Here is a 16,601-nt window from a genome sequence, read left to right as displayed (position 1 = left end):
CCTGACGGCGAAAACTTTATGTTGACGGGTTTCGCGCACCGCTTGATTGCGGCGCTGTTCACGAACAATCTGCCGGATAGACGGAATCGAAGGTGATCGGATGGATCTCAAAGACTTTGTGGCGGCGAGCCTTCAGCAGATTGTGGCGGGCGTGAAACAAGCGCAGGCTGCCGAAGACGGAGAAAACATCAACGCGGATGGCGCAGGCTTGCCCAGCGGCAAAAACGCATTTTCCTCCGGTTCCTATGGCACCTTCACAATCGTCGAATTCGACGTTGCTGTATCGGCGGAGACCTCAGGCAAAGGCGGCGCCAACTTGAAGGTTTTTGGTGTCGGCGTTGACGGGGGCGGCGAGCACAAGTCAGGTACGGCCAATAGAATTGCGTTTGCCATTCCCGTTAGATTGCCCGATGGCGACAATAAGCGCGCTGAGGAGATCAAGCGCAGGAACCGGGTGCACCGCGCTGAACGTAGTGTCGTTTAGCGGCGCCTACGCTTACCGCTCACCCAAGGCATCCCGAACACCTCCAACGCCCACGGCTCGCCCTCGTCCGGATGGCGCGGCAGTTCCATAAAGGCCTCGCCAAACCGCTTCCACGCGGCTTCGGCCTCCTCCAACGATGGGCGGCCATATTGATCCGTCTCGACGCCAACTTCCGCAAGCTGGCCGAAATAGTCGTGGCCGCTTGAGAATACGAAAGTCCACTGCTCTAGTCCGTCGGCTAGACGTCGTTTGTTCTCGCGTCGACGTACCGGCATCAGCGCCGGTTCCCATAGTCTGCCGTCCGCGGCGCGCGAGGTGCCTCTGGTGCATCGACGCCATCTAGGGCGAGCTCTCGAATGAGCCTGGCAAACGAGATGCGCGCATTCTGCAGAATGTCTACCTCGGGTCGAGCCTTTGGCTGGCCGAAGCGATCGGTGTAGGTCTGCCCGTCGCGGTCTAGCACCTCGCGGGCCGTCTGCGCCTGGTCCCAGGCCTCAGCCGCCAGTGTCAGAAGGCGCACGTGATGGCCATCGAGCTCAAAGTCGGCAAGCACCGATTTGAACCATTTCTGCGTCTCTTGCCGCAGGTGGGGCGGTGTTTTCGGTGATTTTGCCACCGTCTTCTCCTGTCAAAATCCTTGAAGATGCGGGTCGCGGAGAGGGGTCAGAATTTTTAGGCAACCGGGGCATCACGAATGTGCAAGAATGGCCCGCGCCGGTCCCCGACGGCTGAAGGCGGGAAGGGCTTGAGTACCCCCTCCCGTCACCACCCAATGACATGCTCGATGCGAAACTCAGGGCACCACGTCAGGGTGCCGTCGTCGAGCTCGAGCCGATAACTTCGGAACAGCGGCTCGTTTCTGCCTTCCGATGCCGACATGGCAACAATCTTGCCGCTGTCGCCGCGGCGTGTGCGTACGACGTCGCCGAGCGAGTATTTGAAATCAACAATCATCAGTGATCCTTATTAGGAGAGAGGAATGCCGCGCTTCCGCATCGCGGTTTCGGCTTTGCGGCGAGTAGCAGCGGTGCGGTTATGTTCGCGCACCAGGAGCTCGGCGCTGGTGGCCTTGCCGTAAGCGCCCCAAAGGACCAGCGAGATTTCAAACAGCCTGGCTTGCGTGATGAGACGGCGAGGCAAGTCACCGCTGTCGTCCCACTCCTCTTGCTCTGAGGCGAAACCAACGCTGACTTCGTTGACGAGCTGATCGCCGACGGTGACAAGTGCCTCCTTACCGAGCGGCGACTCCGGATTAGGAGTCAGGCTGTAATACAGCCCAACATTATCAGACCGGAGCGTAAGCGTTCCGTTGGCAACGCGGCCTAACGGTCTAGTCGCATCGTGCCCCCACAACGCCACGACGTCGGGGTATTCCCGCAGCGATCTATCGAAAGCGCCTCTGGCGAAGCGCTCTTCGAAGAGACCGGCTATCACCGCGGGCTGGCCCCACTGTATGGCGTACCCTGAAACGGTTTCAGCCACGCTGCTTCGCCTCTAGTTCTCGCTGTCGCTTCGCAACGGCAAGGCGGCGGGCGATTACCTTCGCAGATTCGACCCGCTCAAGGTGGCGCGTTTCGCCTGGCAGCTTTACCGCACGCTTCTTGTCGCGTTCTTTGCCGGCAGCCTGTTCGTATTCACTCAACATAGCCAAGCTCCTTCGCCTCCCTGAGGTAGCGCTGGACGTGACCGTCGCGCGGATCGCCCAAAAACCTCGGCTGCATCGGGCCGAGTGCGGTCCAAGAGACGTCCTCCCGCTCCAGTTGGTCGATGATCTCGACTAACTCCAAATGAGCGGCGTTAGCCTGCCGTAGCGCCTCGGCAACTGCCGCGACGCGACGCCCATATTCATCCTTGACCGCAGCACGAACCGCGGCGCTTGCTCGATCGCGACGATCCGTGAGCCGCCGTTTCAGTTCGGAGACGGCTTCCTCAAGGTCTCGAGCATGCTGCCGAAGCTCACGCAGGCGCGTGGGTCTGGTTTCGAGCGCAGTGTCGACGACTTCGCCGAGTAGCGCTGCAACACCTGCTCGCACTGCCGGAGCTGGGCGCTTTCGGATGTCCTCTTCAAGAGCGGCAATTTCGCGAGCCGTTGCTGACTGGTTGCTCTGGAGCGCAGCGATCTTCTGCTCGATCTCGCGGTGGTCCTGATCGGCTTCGCCTAGCGACGGCACGCGGAACTGAGAGGCGGTGACCGTCGACTTCTTCAGAATTCCCATTTCATTCTCCTTTGAAGGCTGCGCGGATGGCGCGCACAAAAGCTCTGCCGTTGATGGTGACTGCCCGACGCTGCTTCGTTCCCTGCCAGTGGTCCGGCAGCGTCCCCACGGGCTGGAAGCGATGCGCTCTGTCGGCATCGCAGATGCTGATTTCGGGCCAGGTGCTGACGACCTCGATCTGCGCGCCTGAGATATCCTGCCGCGCGTCTGCATCGCCGTTGGTGGCTATTTCCGCCAGCACGTCGAGATAATCGCCTGCCGACTTGCGAAGATGTTCCGGAGCGCCGGACATATCGGCGGCCCCTGGCGCCAGATCTCGATACGCGGATACCGTCTCCGGAATCGCTCTAAGCGGCACGTCCAAAGAAACGCCCACCAGCAAGTCGATGAAGTGCCAGACTTCTAGTTCCGGAGATTTGCGCGGGCCGCCCATAGGGAGGATGCCGGCGTCAGTCAATTTTCGAGCGACAGCGCGGCAGCGCGCCGGATCGAATCCGGCGTGCGCCACCAAGGCGTCGATCGCCTTTTTGGTGGTTGTCATTCTTTTCCCTTTGGAAATTGACGATTGTGGTGATCAAAAAAGAAAGGGCCGGAGCAGCCCGCAGCGGCGCTCCAGCCCAAGTATCCGGCCCACATGGGAGCCGGATTGGCATTACTGGTTTTACATCCGAACTCAGCAATAGGCGGTGAGCAACCGCGCGCGGCCACCCACCAGGGGTCATCGGTGACAGCGACCACCCCAAAACAAAAAGGGCACCGTTGCCGGCGCCCTTCCCCTTTATCCCCATTGGGATTTGAAAATGGGGTACTCCTATGCGGCCAGCTGACTGCGCCAGAAGCGATCGACGATGCCGAAGCCATCGAAGATCCGCGCTCGAGCCTCGCCCTTTGCGCCCTTGCTGCCAGCGCCGAGTCGTGCGCCGATCTCCGCAAGCGTCAGGCTGTCAACAACGGCCCACTCAAAGGCATCGAGGATCTTGGGAACGTACGCAAGCCTGTACCGCAGCACGGCCAGTTCGCGCCTGGCGTCGATGCTAGCGAGCAGCGGCCAGTCGCCGTTCCATTTCTTCGGCACAGGGGCGGCGCGGGTTTTCGTTTCCGATCCGGCCATCACGATACGCCGGGGTGCCGTGTCCATATTAGCCTTGCGGCCCGTAATAACCTTTGCGCCTTTGTCCTTGCCGTCCTCGTCGGTGTTGTGAACCACGTAAAGGTCTGTGGCTTCCCGACCCGCGAGGAGTGGCGTCTGCGCCGTGTCATGCAGATCGCGGTAGCGCTCGGCCAACTGCATGCAATGGTCGTTCTTTTCGGTTCGCAGGAGCTTTGCGAGTGGCCAGTCCTGATTATCGTTGGCGTGCTGGCCGCTGAGGCGATTGGACGTCAACCGCGCTGCTTGGGCATCGAGGCGCCAATTCAGGTCTGGCCCGTCGCTGGGGAGCTTCACTGTAATACCGCGCGCCTTGATGTGCGTGCGGGCCGGTTGCCAGTCGTCGGTGTCGTCGACCAACGTGGGGAGGGTATCGCGCCTGTCGAAAACAGGCACGTTGTCATTCGAACAATCCAAGCTGTCACCTCTGGATTTCGAGAAATACTGCCGACTCGCGTCGGCGGTGGATGATGTGCGGCAGAAACCAAATATAGTGTAAACAAGAGAAATACGCCACAACATATGCCATTAACGTGTAAACACCTGCAAACGTCAAGGGGCGCCCCTCGCGCGCGCTTGCGCGCACGCGCGAGGAAAAACTGTATTAGCGATAACGCTGTGGGGCGGCTCCGGTACGCGGCTTGACGATGGTGGAGATGTGACCACCCCTGTGGACTATTGCTTCTCAAGGTCCATAACGTAGAGCTTGAAGAGCTCGCCATTGCGATAAACTGGCTTTGCCTTCACTCGAATCGTAGACATCGCTGCCGCCGCATCGGCATATGGGTTCGGAAGTTGGCTAAACAGCGGATCTCTGACTTCCGCAGTTATGAAGCGATTTTCACTCTCGGGATTGATGATCTTAAGTTGTCTGCTGTGGTGGATGATCCCGTCCACTTGTAGATCCATAGACGTCATGTCGCCTACTTGATCATCTTGCTTCGATCGTATGGCGTCGGCGATGGGCTCATCAACAACGACCGGGGGAGAGCTGTCGTCGATCAGCGCGAGCCTTGCTGCGCCGTTTCCGACGGGAGCCACGACCTGGCGGGCTTGCGGAGCCAAACGATCGACGACACTTAGCACCATCTGTCGCCACTGATCATCGCTCTGATTCCTGGCCGCAAGATGATCTCGATTTATTTGCATGAGTGCCTCCAAGTGCATATTCGCCTCCGTAGGACGCCCGCCAAAGCGCATCAGGACATAGCTTAGGAAGTGCTTCGACATCTCGACGCCTCCCGCCACCACAAAATCTTTGAGCAACGGTAAGACCCACTGAGCCTCCTTCAGAATGGCAACAATCTCGACGGATCCAGATTTCGGCTCCTCAGTCGCCAGATGGAGCTCAAACCTGTGGCGCCGCTTAGCTGGACGCCCGTATGCCACTATAAAGAGACCTTGATTTACGATGTTATCGATGCCGATTAGCGCGGCGCCTAAGTGCCGCATAGGTAGGCGATGCTCATCAGCTTCACCGCCATCAAATTTGATATGTAAGTTTTGCATTGCCCCTCCGACGCGCATCGGGGGCATCTAAGCCGTTCATCAACCATTTGTGGAGTCTAGTTTCTTTGCAATCGAACTTTCCGCCCGATTGTCATTAGCGGGCTTCAGGTCCGGCCGCAGCCGATAGAACTCCTCCCAACTAAGGCGCCGGCCGTGCAGTGGGCGTTCGGGAAATTCGTCGACGTTGGTCATGTGTTCGCCTCCTATGCAGGGTTTCCAGGCGGGGGGCGCTTCACCTGCTCGACGACATCTGGCCAGGTAAAGCCGCCCTCGGTGCGCAGAACGATAAGCTTGGGTCCGAATGCTGACGACAGGTCGACGCCAACGACGGTAAGCGGCGCGCCACTGTCTGGGTCTCGTGCCGTGAATTGCGTTTGAAGGGGTATCACTTCGTTCATATCCGATCTCTCCTCTTTGATTTCGTTTAGGGGTGTGAAGCGCCGTGCCGGATTCCACCGGCACAGGGGTGCTTCCACCCCGTGGGGGGTTATAGGGGGGGGGGTGGAAGCGTTGGTGGAAGGCGGTGGAAGGTTGGTGGAAGCGAGGTGGAAGGGTTGGTGGAATCCTAATCCTCCGGCCCGAAATCCTCCCTTGCCAGCACCAGCCGCTGCCGCTGCCGCGATGCAGGACCGTCGACAACTATCTTGATCTCGCCAGATGCCAGCAGCCGGTTCATTGCATCCACGAGCCGGGGCTTGGTCACGCCTTCCGCCTCTGGCAACTTCGCCATGACGGCAGGCGCATAGGTCGTGCCGGGAACATGGCAGACGTTGCGCCCTTGGCGGTTCAGCATCGAAAGCAGGTCGCAGAACACCCGGTCAGCCTTGGCGGCAAGCAATGTCTCGCCGGCTTGCGGCTTGCCGTCATCGAGCACGAAAACGCCGTCCTTCCATCTCAGGCGAATTTCATCGCCAACCTTGCCGTAGTTGGATTTCATCGTCTTCAGGATGCGAAGATCCGGGTCCGCGTCATTGCCGTCTGGCCTCGTCAGATAAAGCCGGCTGCGGACAGAGTTATTCCACGCCGTGGAGCCCGACGAGCCGGTGCCGCTCTGCATGCCTTGCACAGACGGGTGAGCAAGCAAGACGATCGCGCAGTCAATCTCCATAGCTAGCTTTCGGAGCATCGCGATGAATTGACGGACCTGGCCCCGCTTGATCTCGTCACCACCGAATAGGTCGGCAGCGGTGTCAAGAACTATGAGCTTTGGCTTGAAGTCCTTCGCGTAGGTCTCGAGACCCTGCCAAAGGGAAGTCGGCTGCATGTTGCCAGTTCGGTCAGGAACAGCAAGAAGCGCGTCGCGGTCGGCTAAAGATATAAGGCGCAGCATGAAAAGGTAGTCGAGATCGTGACCATGAGCGCGGGCGATATCAGCAAGCCTGCGTTGAAACTCATCAGCGTCATCCTCGGCTCCAAGGTAAATTGTCCCTCCAGCCAAAGGCGCCAAACCAAGGGTGTCGAGCGACATCGCACCGGCTGTCGCTATCTGGAGGGCAAGAAGAGATTTCCCGACGCCGCCGTCACCATTGAGGATCGTGACCGTGCGCATGGGGATGAGCCCCTCGCAATACCATTGCCTCGGCGGGATCGGCTCGCCATGCCAGTCTGCTGGATTGAAGACCTTGATCGGGGCGTTGTCATTGGCGGCAAGCGCGATGACCTTCACGCAGGAATTCGAAACTATACTTGTGCCGCCGTCTGGCGTTTGGATCAGGCTGGTGAACGAACCGGCCCTAATAACAGTAGCGGGGCCGAAGGTTTCGTGCTCGACCTTATCGCCAGGGGCCAGCGGAGCGTCGGCTCTAACCTGCTTGTTGGCGTTCGTCATTATGGGCGACTTCCCTCTCAATAATGCTTGCAAGTTGGTTGGCGATTTCGGGTGCGAAAGTGACGGCCGAGCCGCCGGCAATCGAAGGACCGAAGACGCGAAGGCCAGACTGTGATTGGACAAGTTTCAGGCCATAGGCCTTGATCCCCGGCGCAATCTCAGCGTCGAAGCGCGCGAGTGTATTGCCGCTCCCTGGCGGGGCGACTTTGAGTGATAGTATTCTCATTGGGGTGTCTCTGGTGCGTAGGAACGAAGTGCGCTTAGGAGCGCTTCCTGCCAGGTGCCAAGATCAATGATATCAACGGCTTCCGTTCGGCTATTATGACCAGAACGGACCTCCGCTACCAACACACCTTTTGTCCAGCCCGGAGACAAAGGTAACAGAATGTACCTAAGGTATGGGTGACAACCTCTGTAGCTCGCCGCGAATTTCCGGTTCAGCTCGCCGCGCTCTTCCGGAATCTCGATAGCGAAAATCGGAAAAACTGAATTCCGCTTGCCCGTCAAAACTGATCAATCTCGAAGAACTTGCTTTTAGAATTTCCTCCTTACAGAGCCGGCCCTGGATAATCCACCCATGGGCTTTCAACGCGCGCCTCTCGCATCTGGAGCATGGAATACGCGATCTGCGGGTTACCGCGGCCGAGACGCAAGCTTTTAAGACAAGCCGGGATAGCTACTGTTGTCACGGGAGGAAGGTTGGCGGACCGGTATCCTCGATCGGCGAAATCCACCGATCATGTTTGCCGCCAGCGTCCGGGCCCCTGATGACCAATCATGCGCCAGTCATGTGCCGCCAGGAGCATGGAACTTATCCGCTCCACGGCCGTTCGACCTGAGCTTTAGCGTTTTCTTAAGCATGGAGCAGAAGTCATGAATATCGGCAAGCTTTTCGCGATCGGGTTGACGTTGACCGGTGCTCTGGCTGCCTTGCCGTCTCCTTCATCGGCCCAGGGTTTGGACCTGTATATCGGCCCCGGTGGGCCGGATCTGGAACTGCGCGATCGGAGATATGACGACGACGACTATCGGCCCTATCGCGGCTGCAGCGAACGCCAGGCCATTCGTCGTGCCTATAGGCTTGGGCTGCGTGACCCCGAGGTTCAATCCATCACCCGCAGAGAGGTGGCTGTCGACGGAGTTGGTCGACGCGGCCGGTACACGACCGTGTACTTCGCAAATCGACCCGGATGCCCTCGTATCGGCTAAGGTGTATCGGGTGCGCTGCGGCAGCCCGTGCAACTGACAAGATGCAGAATACAGGCGCGGAAACGCGGAACCCTGGGGCGCTCATTTTGTTAGGAGCGATGAGGAGGGTCGCATGCCGCCGCCGAAGGAGATGGATTCCGTACTGACCAATCTTCCCTTGAGAATAGGGGCCTACGTTCCCGACGATCTCCTGGAAGACTGGTTTGCTCCGGGCACAGGGATGAATCCTCCCTCGGCAGCGGCGCTCGCTGCAGCGATCTCCTACGGACGGCTCTTCGAGTGCGAATTCAAACACTATCCCGAGCGAAAAGAAGGCGTTTACTGGAAATGGGTACCAGCCATTTGAACGAGGACAAGCTGGAGGCGAAGGCGATCGCTGCGGTGGTGGAGGAGCTGGAACGTCAGGCAGCGGAAAATCCGTCGCGGCTTCGCGTTTTCCGGTCCGGAGACAAGCTCACCGTGAACGGTGAGATCGATGTCGATGCGGTGGTGATGGTGGTGGTCGGATCAATGGCGGGGGGGCCGTAAGCCGTCAGTACTAGCCCGAAGTCTCCCCGAAAGCCGTCAGCTCTGCACGGAGCCCTCTTGATCAGGACGGGTTGTCCTTGTCACCCGCGGCGCTTGGCGGATTTTCGTCGATCGTCTTCACGCCATCCGCGTTGACCCTCGTGTCCTCGATCCTGGTGGAGCTGGTAGAGGGGAATCGATCGACGTAGAAATAAAACGCCGCGCTGAGAATGATGATGATCGCGGCTCCGATCAGCGCGAGCCGCTCGCTACCCTTAGACATCCGGTCATCTCCCATAAATCTTCATCACAGAACCCGCAGTGGGTCGCAAATGTTCCGGTTTGCGGCAGGCGGCAGGGACCGCCATGGGTGCCTGCCCGAACTCTATCGCCTGCCTATCGCAGCACGCGACGTGCCGTTCCTGGCGTGTTCCTGCGCCGAGGTGAAAGACGGAAAGTGAAGGCGCTCGAGGAGCGTTAATCCCTTTGACTCCGCGCGAGCGGATTTCGGTCTTTTCTTGATCTGCATCTCCGTCGCGAGATTGTCCAGATAGCGTAACGCCTCTTCTGCTGCCTGCGTCGACGACGGATGGCTGTCGGCCCGACTCTCCTGCTGCAGCTCGCTTCTCGTCTTTTCGACAGCTTCCCTTATGAAGCCCCGCGGATCATCGCTTTGGGAGGCAGCCCAGCGCAGAAGACGGCGCATCAGCATCTCGTTGACACGCATTGCTGCAACTGCCTGACCGAGCATGAGATTTAGTTTCTGAAGCTTGTCGGCTTTGATTTTTCGGGGCATCGGAACATCTTCGCCTTTCTTCCGCCTTCGCGTTTTTCCCGCGGCGATTTTGCCGGGGGCTGTCGGAAGGTCGAACGGCCGGGTGCCAATTTTTGTTCCGGCCACCGTTGTTCTCCGGGGCAAGGCACGACCGCTGTCTGACGATCGCCGTTGCCCCAGGCCCACCCGCTCGACGGCAGTTCATTTTTGCGTCTCAACTTGCTTGCCTTTCCGGGAGGATGAGACACAATCGACGAGTGAGATGCCGCGAGGCGATGCCTTGCGACACAAAGCACCGGGCCGCGTTTTGCGCGGGTGCGGGGGCCGCGGCGACGTTGAACCCCCCTATGCGGCGCAGCTTGCCGCCGATGCGGAACCAATTGTGTTTGCCGACGTTACGTCCATGCATTTGGGAGGCGCAGGATGAGACACACGGACACTCGGAAGCTCGACAAGTCCCAGGCCAGACATGTCTGGGATGTGGCGGAGTATTGCAAGCGCAGCGGCATTCACAAGGCCGAGGAGCAGCGCCTGATCAAGGTTCTTGGACGCTACGCCTCCAGCCACGAGCTCCAGATGAACATCGTGCGGCCTCAGACGCGCACACGCTGAGATAGCTTGGCGTCTGCGCCGGCAGCGGAGGCAGCGTACGTGTGGACGGCTCTTGTTGGTGCATTCCTATTTATCTGCGGCCTCCTCTACATGGCTTGGGAGGCGCTCGGCCGGCGACGGCTGAGCGAGCCGCCTCGATCCTCTGAAGACAAACGCACGACGCTTGAGCCAAGAGGCCAGGGACTTCGCTTCCTCGGCCCCGTACGCAACTGGCTTGGTGTTGCGCTGATGGCAGGGGGCGCTGTCCTTCTGCTTTTCGGGGTGCCTTAATAGTTACGGACCCATTATCTCGATCAGGAAGGCCTCCGACGCGACGTCTGCCGACAAGGTGAGCGCCGCGGGCTGGACGAGGATGGCGGCGTCGAGTGCATGCAGCGTTGCGGAGACTCCTTCGGTCGCGAGCGTCAGGCTGCCGCGGTGGCAGAAGACGATGAATTCGCGCGCGCTCGTGGCGACCGGCAAGGAGCCCTCCACGTGAAGCCGACGCACCCGGTGCTTCAATGTCTGCCGCCGGGTCATCACGTTGAGATCGGTGACCGGGCCGTCGGTGAGCCTGGCCGAGGTGTGCACGTCGGCGGGGAAGGTGAGGGGTGGGTCGGCGACGGTCAGACGCTTCGGCGGACGCCCCTCTATCGCAAGCGTCATACCGGCGCCCTCAAGGATCGAGATGGTGCGGTCGATGCCGGGAAAGCTCGAGAAGAGGCCGTCGCTCGCGACCGTCGCCATACTGACGCGCCAATCGAAGTCGGCAAGCGTGGCGCGATCCGGCGAAACGGCGATCTCCACGGTTTCGCCACCGCCGTTCTTCCACGGCATATGCCTGTAGTCGCTGGCACGCAATATCCGCATCATCGTCAGCCGAGCCATCCTATAGACGTTCCGACCCAAACGACCGGAGCCGTCACTACTGCATGTTTCCTTAAATCGTAGCCGATTTTAGGACAAAAACATGCAGCAATTCACAATGCTACAGCGTCCTTTGTGCGTCTGAAAGATGCACGGGCGCTGTAGTCGACTCTAGACGGGCACCTGGCAGGCTTCGCGGCCCCGGCCGGGTGTCGTGGTCCCGGGCTGCGACGGGACCCGCGTCGGCTATTTCAGCTTGTTCAGAACCCGCGCGAACGCACGGTCGATCGCTTCCTCCCGATCGTGGCGTCCGTCGCGGATCGTCCAATTGCCCGCGACCATGACGTCACGAACGGCATCGTCGCCGAGCGCGAAGAGCCAGCGGTCGAGGATCCGGTCGCCATTCGCCGCGGCGATATAGGGATTTGTGCCGTCGAGCACGACCAGGTCCGCGCCTGCGCCGGCCTCTATGCCCACCTTCGCGATGCCGGCCGCCTGATGGCCGCCGGCAAGCGCGGCTTCGAAACTGCTCCTGCCGACAGAGACGCCGGGGCCGTTTGCGAGCCGGTTGCGCCGACGGTCGCGCAGCCGTTGGCCGTATTCGAGGAGCCGCAGTTCCTCTGCGACGGTGGTTGCGACATGGCTGTCGGTGCCTATGCCGAAGCGGCCGCCGGCGGCGACGAAGTCGACCGCCGGGAAGATGCCGTCGCCGAGGTTGGCTTCGGTCGCCGGGCAGAGGCCGGCGACTGCTCCCGATTTCGCCAGCCGGTCGGTTTCGTCCGGTGTCATGTGCGTCGCGTGAATCGCGCACCAGCGTCGATCGACCGGCATCTCGTCGAGCAGCCACTCGACCGGGCGGCGGCCGCTCCACGCAAGGCAATCCTCGACTTCGCGCGTCTGTTCGGCGACATGGATGTGAATCGGCCCGGGAACGGGCGCCGCATCGAGGATCGCGCGCATCTCGTCGGGTGTGGCCGCCCGCAGCGAATGGATGGCATAGCCGAGCTCGGCGCCGTCCGCGGCACAGACGGGAGCGAGGCGGTCGAGGAGCGCTAGAAAACGATCCGGGTCATGCAGGAAGGGGCGCTGTCCCGCATTCGGTGCCACGCCGCCGAAATTGGCGTGGGCGTAGAAGACGGGCAGGTGGGTGAGGCCGATGCCAGTCGTCTCGGACGCCTTCAGGATATGTAGCGACATTTCCGCCGGATCGGCATAAGGCGTGCCGTCCGCCTGGTGATGAAGATAATGAAATTCGACCACTCGACCGAAGCCGCCCTTTAGCATCTCCATGTAGAGCTTCGCGGCAATCGCCTCGACATCGTCCGGGTCGACGAGGGCGACGGTGCGATACATTTCTTCTCGCCATGTCCAGAAGCTGTCTTCGCCTGTGCCCGCAACCTCGGCGAGGCCGGCCATGGCGCGCTGGAAGGCATGGGAATGCAGGTTCGCCATTGCCGGGACGATCGGACCGGAAAGGCGCTCGTCGCCGTTGTCCGGCGCCTTCCCGGCTTCCACGGCGGCGATGCGTCCGGTCCGGTCGAGGGAAATCGCTACATTCTCCGCCCAGCCTGTCGGCAGCAGCGCCTGTTCCGCGAAGAGCCTGTGAACGGGGAACGTTGCCATGGCCGCCTTCCTGTGCATGGTTGTATATGGAACTATAGGTATTTTGTGGTGGCGTGCAAGTTCAAAATCAACGAAAAGAGTCGCTCGGTCGTTCGTCGGCGGAATGGAGCACTTTATGACGGCATTGGAGCGCAAAAGCGATCTGTCGACCTTCGGGACCGGGCCGGTGCCGCGCTACGAGGCGGTCAAGCAGTTCATCCGCAGCCGCATCGAGAGCGGCGAGTGGCCGCCGAACCACCGCATACCTTCCGAAAACGACATCGTCGCCGATCTCGGCGTCAGCCGGATGACCGCGAACCGCGCGCTTCGCGAGCTTGCGAGCGAGGGGACAATCACGCGGGTTCAAGGCGTCGGGTCCTTCGTCGCCACCCACAAGGGCAGCACGGCGCTTCTGGAAGTGCGCAACATTGCCGACGAGATCCGGGAGCGGGGTCATACGCACACCTCAAAGATCAGCCTCCTGCAGCAGGAGCAGGCGAGTCCCGAGGTCGCAGACGCGCTGGGGCTCGCAACCGGCGCGCGGGTCTTTCATTCGATCATCGTCCACGCGGAGAATGGCGTGCCGATCCAGATCGAAGACCGTTTCGTCAATCCCGCAATCTGCCCCAATTATCTGGAACAGGACTTCGGGAGCATCACTCCAAACGCCTATCTGACGCTGGCGGCCCCGATCACCCGCACCGAGCAGATCGTCGAAGCGGTGCTGCCGAAGCCGTGGGAGTGCAAGCTTCTTGCGATCGGCCGCTACGAACCCTGCCTGATGATCCGGAGGCGGACCTGGTCGGAAGCCGCGAACGTAACGGTCGCGCGGCTCGTCTATCCCGGTACGCGCTATCGTCTCGAAGGCGTTTCGCAGTAAAAAGCACCATCGCAAGAGACGGGAACGAAATGATGGAAGACGAATCGCTGAAGCGCCGCACGCTCCTTGCAAGGCCGGACGTGTCGGCCGACGAAGCGAAGGCAATCCTGTCGGAGCACTACGGCCTCTCCGGCGATCTTACGGAGCTCGGGAGCCAGCAGGACCGGAACTACCGCATCGATACGGGCGCGGGCCGGTTCGTCCTGAAGATCGCGAGGGCGGAATATGCGAGGCGCGAACTGGAGGCGCAGAACGCGGCCCTGCGCCACGTCGGGGCCATGTCGGATGCGCCGAAGGTGCCGCGGGTCATGCCGGCACTCAATGGCGACGACATCGTCACGGTTGCCATCCGGGAGCAAATGTATCAGTTCCGCCTGCTGACCTATCTTGACGGCACGCCTCTGACGCGGCGCAAGCACCTGGCCGTGGAAACGGTGAGCGCACTTGGCGATATCGCCGGCCGGCTCGCCGCCGCGCTCCAGGACTTCGACCATCCGGGCCTCGAGCGCGAGCTGCAATGGGATCTGAGGAGGGCCGGGCCGGTCGCGCTGCATCTGCTCTCGGCAATGGCCGATGTGGACCTGCGCAAGCGCATCGCCGAGGCCATGGTCGGCGCCATGCGCCGCGTGCAGCCGCTGATGCCGGACCTGCGCCTGCAGGCGATCCATCAGGACGTCACCGACGACAACGTCGTGAGCAGGGGCGACAAGAGCGGACGCCTGATCCCCGACGGCGTCATCGATTTCGGCGATGTGCTGAAGGGATGGGTGGTCGCGGAGCTCGCCGTCACCTGCGCATCGTTGCTGCATCATGCGGACGGCGATCCCTTCTATATCCTGCCGGCGGTGAAGGCATTCCACGCCGTCTGCCCGCTTACGGACACGGAGTTGAAAGCGCTCTGGCCGCTGATCGTCGCGCGCGCCGGCGTTCTCGTCGCAAGCACGGCACAGCAGCTCGAGATCGACCCCGACAATGCCTACGTCAAGGCCAATGCGCCGCATGAGCGCGAGGTGTTCGACGCCGCCGTTTCCGTGCCTTTCGAACTCATGGAGCACGCGATCCATCAGGCCGTCGGCAAGGACAGGGAACCGGGTTTTCCTGAAATCTCCGCATGCCTTCTGCCCGATATCGACACCGCGAGTTTCGGCATCGTCGACCTTTCGCTGCTCGGGCCGCATCTGCCCGCCGACCGCTGGCATTACGAAGACACCGAAGCGCTGCTCCTGCAGTCGGCCGCGCGCACAGCCGGGGCCTCGGCCACGCGTTATGGCGAATTCCGGCTGACGGAGACGCGGCTCCTCAGGGCCGAGGCACCGCGGACCTTCGCGCTCAGTGTGGATTTATGCCTGCACGGGCGGACGCCGGTGCACGCACCCTTTGCCGGGCGTCTTCACCAGCGCAGCGGCAGGCTGATTCTCTCGGCCGAGGGCCTTCACCTCCATCTCCATGGCGTGGACGTGGACATCGAAGAGGAGACGGTCGAGATCGGGGCGCGGATCGGCGTCATCCCGACCGATCCGGCCGCAGTCGGCTTCATGCGTGTCCAGCTTTGCACCGAGCCGGATATTGACCCGCCGCCCTTTGTTGCCGCGCACCAGGCGGAGGCGTGGCGCCGGCTCTGCCCGTCGCCGGCGCTTATCCTCGGCATCGATTGCAACGCACCGCTACCGGATGCGGCGGCGCTGCTCGATCGGCGGCAGTGCCATTTCGCGCGACCGCAGAAGAATTATTATCGCAAGCCGCCCGAGATCGAGCGCGGCTGGAAGGAGCATCTCTTCGATGTCGAGGGGCGCGCCTATCTCGACATGGTCAACAACGTCACCATCCTCGGCCACGGGCATCCACGCCTCTCGGCGGCGGTTGCGCGGCAATGGTCGCTGCTCAACACCAATTCGCGCTTCCACTATGCCGCGGTCGCCGAATTCTCCGAGCGCCTCGCAGCACTGGCGCCGGAAGGGCTCGATACGGTCTTTCTCGTCAACAGCGGCTCGGAGGCGAACGACCTTGCCATCCGGCTCGCCTGGGCCCATACCGGCACGCGCAACATCCTCTCGCTCCTGGAGGCCTATCACGGCTGGACGGTCGCGAGCGACGCGGTCTCCACCTCGATTGCCGACAACCCTCAGGCGCTGACGACACGGCCGGATTGGGTGCACCCCGTCGTCTCGCCGAACACCTATCGCGGGCCGTTTCGGGGGGAGGGGTCGACGGTCCATTATGTCGACGCCGTCGCGGCAAAGCTGCGGGAACTGGACGAGAAGGATGGCCGCCTTGCCGGCTTCATCTGCGAAACGGTCTACGGCAATGCCGGCGGCATTCCGCTGCCGCCGGGCTATCTCAAGGCGGTCTACGCCATGGTCCGGGCGCGCGGCGGCGTCTGCATCGCCGACGAGGTGCAGGTGGGCTATGGACGACTCGGCCACTATTTCTGGGGTTTCGAGGAGCAGGGCGTCGTCCCCGACGGCATCACCGTCGCCAAGGGCATGGGCAACGGTCATCCGCTCGGAGCCGTGATCACCCGCCGTGAGATCGCGGATGCGCTGGAGAAGGAAGGCTACTTTTTCTCTTCTTCCGGCGGCAGCCCGGTCAGTTGCGCTGTCGGGCTCACCGTGCTCGATATCCTTCATGACGAGGCCTTGCAGGAGAACGCCCGCACGGTCGGTGACCATTTGAAGGCGCGGCTGCAGGCGCTCGGGCAGAAATACCCGCTTGTCGGGGCCGTGCACGGCATGGGACTCTATCTCGGCGTCGAATTCGTCCGCGACCGCGAGACGTTGGAGCCTGCCACGGAAGAGACGGCGGCGATCTGTAACCGACTTCTGGAACTTGGCGTCATCATGCAGCCGACCGGCGACCACCTGAACGTGCTGAAGATCAAACCGCCGCTCTGCCTCGCCCGCGAGAGCGCCGACTTCTTCGCCGACGTGTTGGCGAAGGTGCTGGAGGAGGGGTGGTAGTCATTAGAGACGCGGATGCGGGCGGAAAA

Annotated in this window: 24 protein-coding genes; 8 read left to right on the top strand and 16 right to left on the bottom strand. The window is 61.5% G+C overall.

Features of this window, described 5'->3' with window-relative positions; genetic code table 11:
- Window positions 1–100 precede the first annotated feature (100 nt).
- Window positions 101–484, top strand: a complete 384-nt coding sequence (locus AYK65_RS13770) for a trypco2 family protein (RefSeq protein WP_081158771.1) — start codon at window positions 101–103, stop codon at window positions 482–484.
- Here AYK65_RS13770 and AYK65_RS13765 read toward each other — a convergent pair.
- The 12 genes from AYK65_RS13765 to AYK65_RS13720 form a co-directional block, all read right to left on the bottom strand.
- Complete coding sequence (locus AYK65_RS13765; protein ID WP_081158770.1) at window positions 481–759, bottom strand: hypothetical protein; 279 nt, start codon at window positions 757–759, stop codon at window positions 481–483. The genes AYK65_RS13770 and AYK65_RS13765 overlap by 4 nt on opposite strands.
- Window positions 759–1,100, bottom strand: a complete 342-nt coding sequence (locus AYK65_RS13760; protein ID WP_081158768.1) for a P27 family phage terminase small subunit — start codon at window positions 1,098–1,100, stop codon at window positions 759–761. Before AYK65_RS13760 ends, AYK65_RS13765 begins: the two co-directional genes overlap by 1 nt.
- A 146-nt stretch (window positions 1,101–1,246) precedes the next feature.
- On the bottom strand, window positions 1,247–1,438 hold the full coding sequence (locus AYK65_RS13755; RefSeq protein WP_081158767.1) for a hypothetical protein: 192 nt from the start codon (window positions 1,436–1,438) through the stop codon (window positions 1,247–1,249).
- Window positions 1,439–1,450: 12 nt separating this feature from the next.
- On the bottom strand, window positions 1,451–1,966 hold the full coding sequence (locus tag AYK65_RS13750) for an HK97 family phage prohead protease (RefSeq protein WP_081158765.1): 516 nt from the start codon (window positions 1,964–1,966) through the stop codon (window positions 1,451–1,453).
- Window positions 1,959–2,129, bottom strand: a complete 171-nt coding sequence (locus AYK65_RS32395) for a hypothetical protein (RefSeq protein ID WP_172401999.1) — start codon at window positions 2,127–2,129, stop codon at window positions 1,959–1,961. The genes AYK65_RS13750 and AYK65_RS32395 overlap by 8 nt, the downstream gene beginning before the upstream one ends.
- Window positions 2,119–2,700, bottom strand: a complete 582-nt coding sequence (locus AYK65_RS13745; RefSeq protein WP_081158764.1) for an AAA family ATPase — start codon at window positions 2,698–2,700, stop codon at window positions 2,119–2,121. Before AYK65_RS13745 ends, AYK65_RS32395 begins: the two co-directional genes overlap by 11 nt.
- 1 nt (window position 2,701) lies before the next feature.
- Window positions 2,702–3,211 carry a hypothetical protein gene (locus tag AYK65_RS13740; protein WP_139793184.1) on the bottom strand — a complete coding sequence of 170 codons (510 nt, stop codon included), beginning with the start codon at window positions 3,209–3,211 and terminating at the stop codon, window positions 2,702–2,704.
- A gap of 300 nt (window positions 3,212–3,511) precedes the next feature.
- Window positions 3,512–4,369, bottom strand: a complete 858-nt coding sequence (locus tag AYK65_RS13735; protein ID WP_139793183.1) for a hypothetical protein — start codon at window positions 4,367–4,369, stop codon at window positions 3,512–3,514.
- A gap of 153 nt (window positions 4,370–4,522) precedes the next feature.
- Window positions 4,523–5,356 carry a DUF7946 domain-containing protein gene (locus AYK65_RS13730; RefSeq protein WP_081158759.1) on the bottom strand — a complete coding sequence of 278 codons (834 nt, stop codon included), beginning with the start codon at window positions 5,354–5,356 and terminating at the stop codon, window positions 4,523–4,525.
- A gap of 39 nt (window positions 5,357–5,395) precedes the next feature.
- The gene (locus AYK65_RS32390; protein ID WP_172401998.1) at window positions 5,396–5,548 is read right to left on the bottom strand and encodes a hypothetical protein; all 153 of its coding nucleotides are present in this window, start codon (window positions 5,546–5,548) and stop codon (window positions 5,396–5,398) included.
- An 11-nt stretch (window positions 5,549–5,559) separates the two neighbouring features.
- A complete protein-coding gene (locus AYK65_RS13725) occupies window positions 5,560–5,754 on the bottom strand; it encodes a hypothetical protein (RefSeq protein WP_081158758.1) in 195 nt (64 codons plus the stop codon).
- A 167-nt stretch (window positions 5,755–5,921) separates the two neighbouring features.
- The gene (locus tag AYK65_RS13720; RefSeq protein ID WP_210190403.1) at window positions 5,922–7,265 is read right to left on the bottom strand and encodes an AAA family ATPase; all 1,344 of its coding nucleotides are present in this window, start codon (window positions 7,263–7,265) and stop codon (window positions 5,922–5,924) included.
- Window positions 7,266–8,057: 792 nt separating this feature from the next.
- Here AYK65_RS13720 and AYK65_RS13710 point away from each other — a divergent pair.
- The 3 genes from AYK65_RS13710 to AYK65_RS13700 all read left to right on the top strand — a co-directional run bounded on the left by AYK65_RS13710 (window position 8,058) and on the right by AYK65_RS13700 (window position 8,921).
- Complete coding sequence (locus AYK65_RS13710; protein WP_026616360.1) at window positions 8,058–8,393, top strand: hypothetical protein; 336 nt, start codon at window positions 8,058–8,060, stop codon at window positions 8,391–8,393.
- Between the two features lie 112 nt (window positions 8,394–8,505).
- Window positions 8,506–8,739 (top strand): hypothetical protein, encoded by a 234-nt coding sequence (locus tag AYK65_RS13705; RefSeq protein WP_026616359.1) that lies wholly within the window; start codon window positions 8,506–8,508, stop codon window positions 8,737–8,739.
- Window positions 8,721–8,921: a hypothetical protein gene (locus AYK65_RS13700; RefSeq protein WP_026616358.1), complete on the top strand. Its 201-nt coding sequence runs from the start codon at window positions 8,721–8,723 to the stop codon at window positions 8,919–8,921. The genes AYK65_RS13705 and AYK65_RS13700 overlap by 19 nt, the downstream gene beginning before the upstream one ends.
- A gap of 61 nt (window positions 8,922–8,982) precedes the next feature.
- Here AYK65_RS13700 and AYK65_RS13695 read toward each other — a convergent pair whose 3' ends face one another.
- Both AYK65_RS13695 and AYK65_RS13690 read right to left on the bottom strand, forming a co-directional pair.
- Entirely contained in the window at window positions 8,983–9,183 is a 201-nt protein-coding gene (locus AYK65_RS13695) for a hypothetical protein (RefSeq protein ID WP_046116461.1), read from the bottom strand.
- A 102-nt stretch (window positions 9,184–9,285) separates the two neighbouring features.
- Window positions 9,286–9,861, bottom strand: a complete 576-nt coding sequence (locus AYK65_RS13690) for a major capsid protein (protein ID WP_244559973.1) — start codon at window positions 9,859–9,861, stop codon at window positions 9,286–9,288.
- A gap of 237 nt (window positions 9,862–10,098) precedes the next feature.
- On the opposite strand from AYK65_RS13690, the gene AYK65_RS13685 reads away from it, so the two are divergent.
- Together AYK65_RS13685 and AYK65_RS32950 are read left to right on the top strand one after the other, a co-directional pair.
- Entirely contained in the window at window positions 10,099–10,287 is a 189-nt protein-coding gene (locus tag AYK65_RS13685; protein WP_026616356.1) for a hypothetical protein, read from the top strand.
- Between the two features lie 39 nt (window positions 10,288–10,326).
- Window positions 10,327–10,557, top strand: a complete 231-nt coding sequence (locus AYK65_RS32950) for a hypothetical protein (RefSeq protein ID WP_026616355.1) — start codon at window positions 10,327–10,329, stop codon at window positions 10,555–10,557.
- A gap of 3 nt (window positions 10,558–10,560) precedes the next feature.
- On the opposite strand, the gene AYK65_RS13675 is transcribed toward AYK65_RS32950, so the two are convergent.
- Together AYK65_RS13675 and hutF are read right to left on the bottom strand one after the other, a co-directional pair.
- Window positions 10,561–11,154 carry a HutD/Ves family protein gene (locus AYK65_RS13675; RefSeq protein WP_081158752.1) on the bottom strand — a complete coding sequence of 198 codons (594 nt, stop codon included), beginning with the start codon at window positions 11,152–11,154 and terminating at the stop codon, window positions 10,561–10,563.
- Window positions 11,155–11,379: 225 nt separating this feature from the next.
- Window positions 11,380–12,756 carry a formimidoylglutamate deiminase gene (hutF, locus tag AYK65_RS13670; RefSeq protein WP_081158750.1) on the bottom strand — a complete coding sequence of 459 codons (1,377 nt, stop codon included), beginning with the start codon at window positions 12,754–12,756 and terminating at the stop codon, window positions 11,380–11,382.
- A 115-nt stretch (window positions 12,757–12,871) separates the two neighbouring features.
- On the opposite strand from hutF, the gene hutC reads away from it, so the two are divergent.
- Window positions 12,872–13,615 carry a histidine utilization repressor gene (gene hutC / locus AYK65_RS13665; RefSeq protein ID WP_026616352.1) on the top strand — a complete coding sequence of 248 codons (744 nt, stop codon included), beginning with the start codon at window positions 12,872–12,874 and terminating at the stop codon, window positions 13,613–13,615.
- Between the two features lie 29 nt (window positions 13,616–13,644).
- Window positions 13,645–16,572 carry an aminotransferase gene (locus AYK65_RS13660; protein WP_172401997.1) on the top strand — a complete coding sequence of 976 codons (2,928 nt, stop codon included), beginning with the start codon at window positions 13,645–13,647 and terminating at the stop codon, window positions 16,570–16,572.
- The last annotated feature ends 29 nt before the right edge of the window (window positions 16,573–16,601 follow it).

Origin of the sequence: Ensifer aridi, from assembly GCF_002078505.1 — a bacterium.
In the GTDB taxonomy this organism is placed as follows: Bacteria; Pseudomonadota; Alphaproteobacteria; order Rhizobiales; family Rhizobiaceae; genus Sinorhizobium; species Sinorhizobium aridi.
Note: the sequence above shows the minus strand (reverse complement) of the source record. Positions and strands in the feature narration are given on the sequence as shown.

Coding starts and splice junctions, on each gene's coding strand:
- AYK65_RS13770 (WP_081158771.1), top strand. CDS start 101: ATGGATCTCAAAGACTTTGTGGCGGCGAGCCTTCAGCAGATTGTGGCG.
- AYK65_RS13765 (WP_081158770.1), bottom strand. CDS start 759: ATGCCGGTACGTCGACGCGAGAACAAACGACGTCTAGCCGACGGACTA.
- AYK65_RS13755 (WP_081158767.1), bottom strand. CDS start 1,438: ATGATTGTTGATTTCAAATACTCGCTCGGCGACGTCGTACGCACACGC.
- AYK65_RS32395 (WP_172401999.1), bottom strand. CDS start 2,129: ATGTTGAGTGAATACGAACAGGCTGCCGGCAAAGAACGCGACAAGAAG.
- AYK65_RS13745 (WP_081158764.1), bottom strand. CDS start 2,700: ATGGGAATTCTGAAGAAGTCGACGGTCACCGCCTCTCAGTTCCGCGTG.
- AYK65_RS13735 (WP_139793183.1), bottom strand. CDS start 4,369: ATGTTGTGGCGTATTTCTCTTGTTTACACTATATTTGGTTTCTGCCGC.
- AYK65_RS13730 (WP_081158759.1), bottom strand. CDS start 5,356: ATGCAAAACTTACATATCAAATTTGATGGCGGTGAAGCTGATGAGCAT.
- AYK65_RS32390 (WP_172401998.1), bottom strand. CDS start 5,548: ATGACCAACGTCGACGAATTTCCCGAACGCCCACTGCACGGCCGGCGC.
- AYK65_RS13725 (WP_081158758.1), bottom strand. CDS start 5,754: ATGAACGAAGTGATACCCCTTCAAACGCAATTCACGGCACGAGACCCA.
- AYK65_RS13710 (WP_026616360.1), top strand. CDS start 8,058: ATGAATATCGGCAAGCTTTTCGCGATCGGGTTGACGTTGACCGGTGCT.
- AYK65_RS13705 (WP_026616359.1), top strand. CDS start 8,506: ATGCCGCCGCCGAAGGAGATGGATTCCGTACTGACCAATCTTCCCTTG.
- AYK65_RS13700 (WP_026616358.1), top strand. CDS start 8,721: ATGGGTACCAGCCATTTGAACGAGGACAAGCTGGAGGCGAAGGCGATC.
- AYK65_RS13695 (WP_046116461.1), bottom strand. CDS start 9,183: ATGTCTAAGGGTAGCGAGCGGCTCGCGCTGATCGGAGCCGCGATCATC.
- AYK65_RS13685 (WP_026616356.1), top strand. CDS start 10,099: ATGAGACACACGGACACTCGGAAGCTCGACAAGTCCCAGGCCAGACAT.
- AYK65_RS13675 (WP_081158752.1), bottom strand. CDS start 11,154: ATGGCTCGGCTGACGATGATGCGGATATTGCGTGCCAGCGACTACAGG.
- hutF (WP_081158750.1), bottom strand. CDS start 12,756: ATGGCAACGTTCCCCGTTCACAGGCTCTTCGCGGAACAGGCGCTGCTG.
- hutC (WP_026616352.1), top strand. CDS start 12,872: ATGACGGCATTGGAGCGCAAAAGCGATCTGTCGACCTTCGGGACCGGG.
- AYK65_RS13660 (WP_172401997.1), top strand. CDS start 13,645: ATGATGGAAGACGAATCGCTGAAGCGCCGCACGCTCCTTGCAAGGCCG.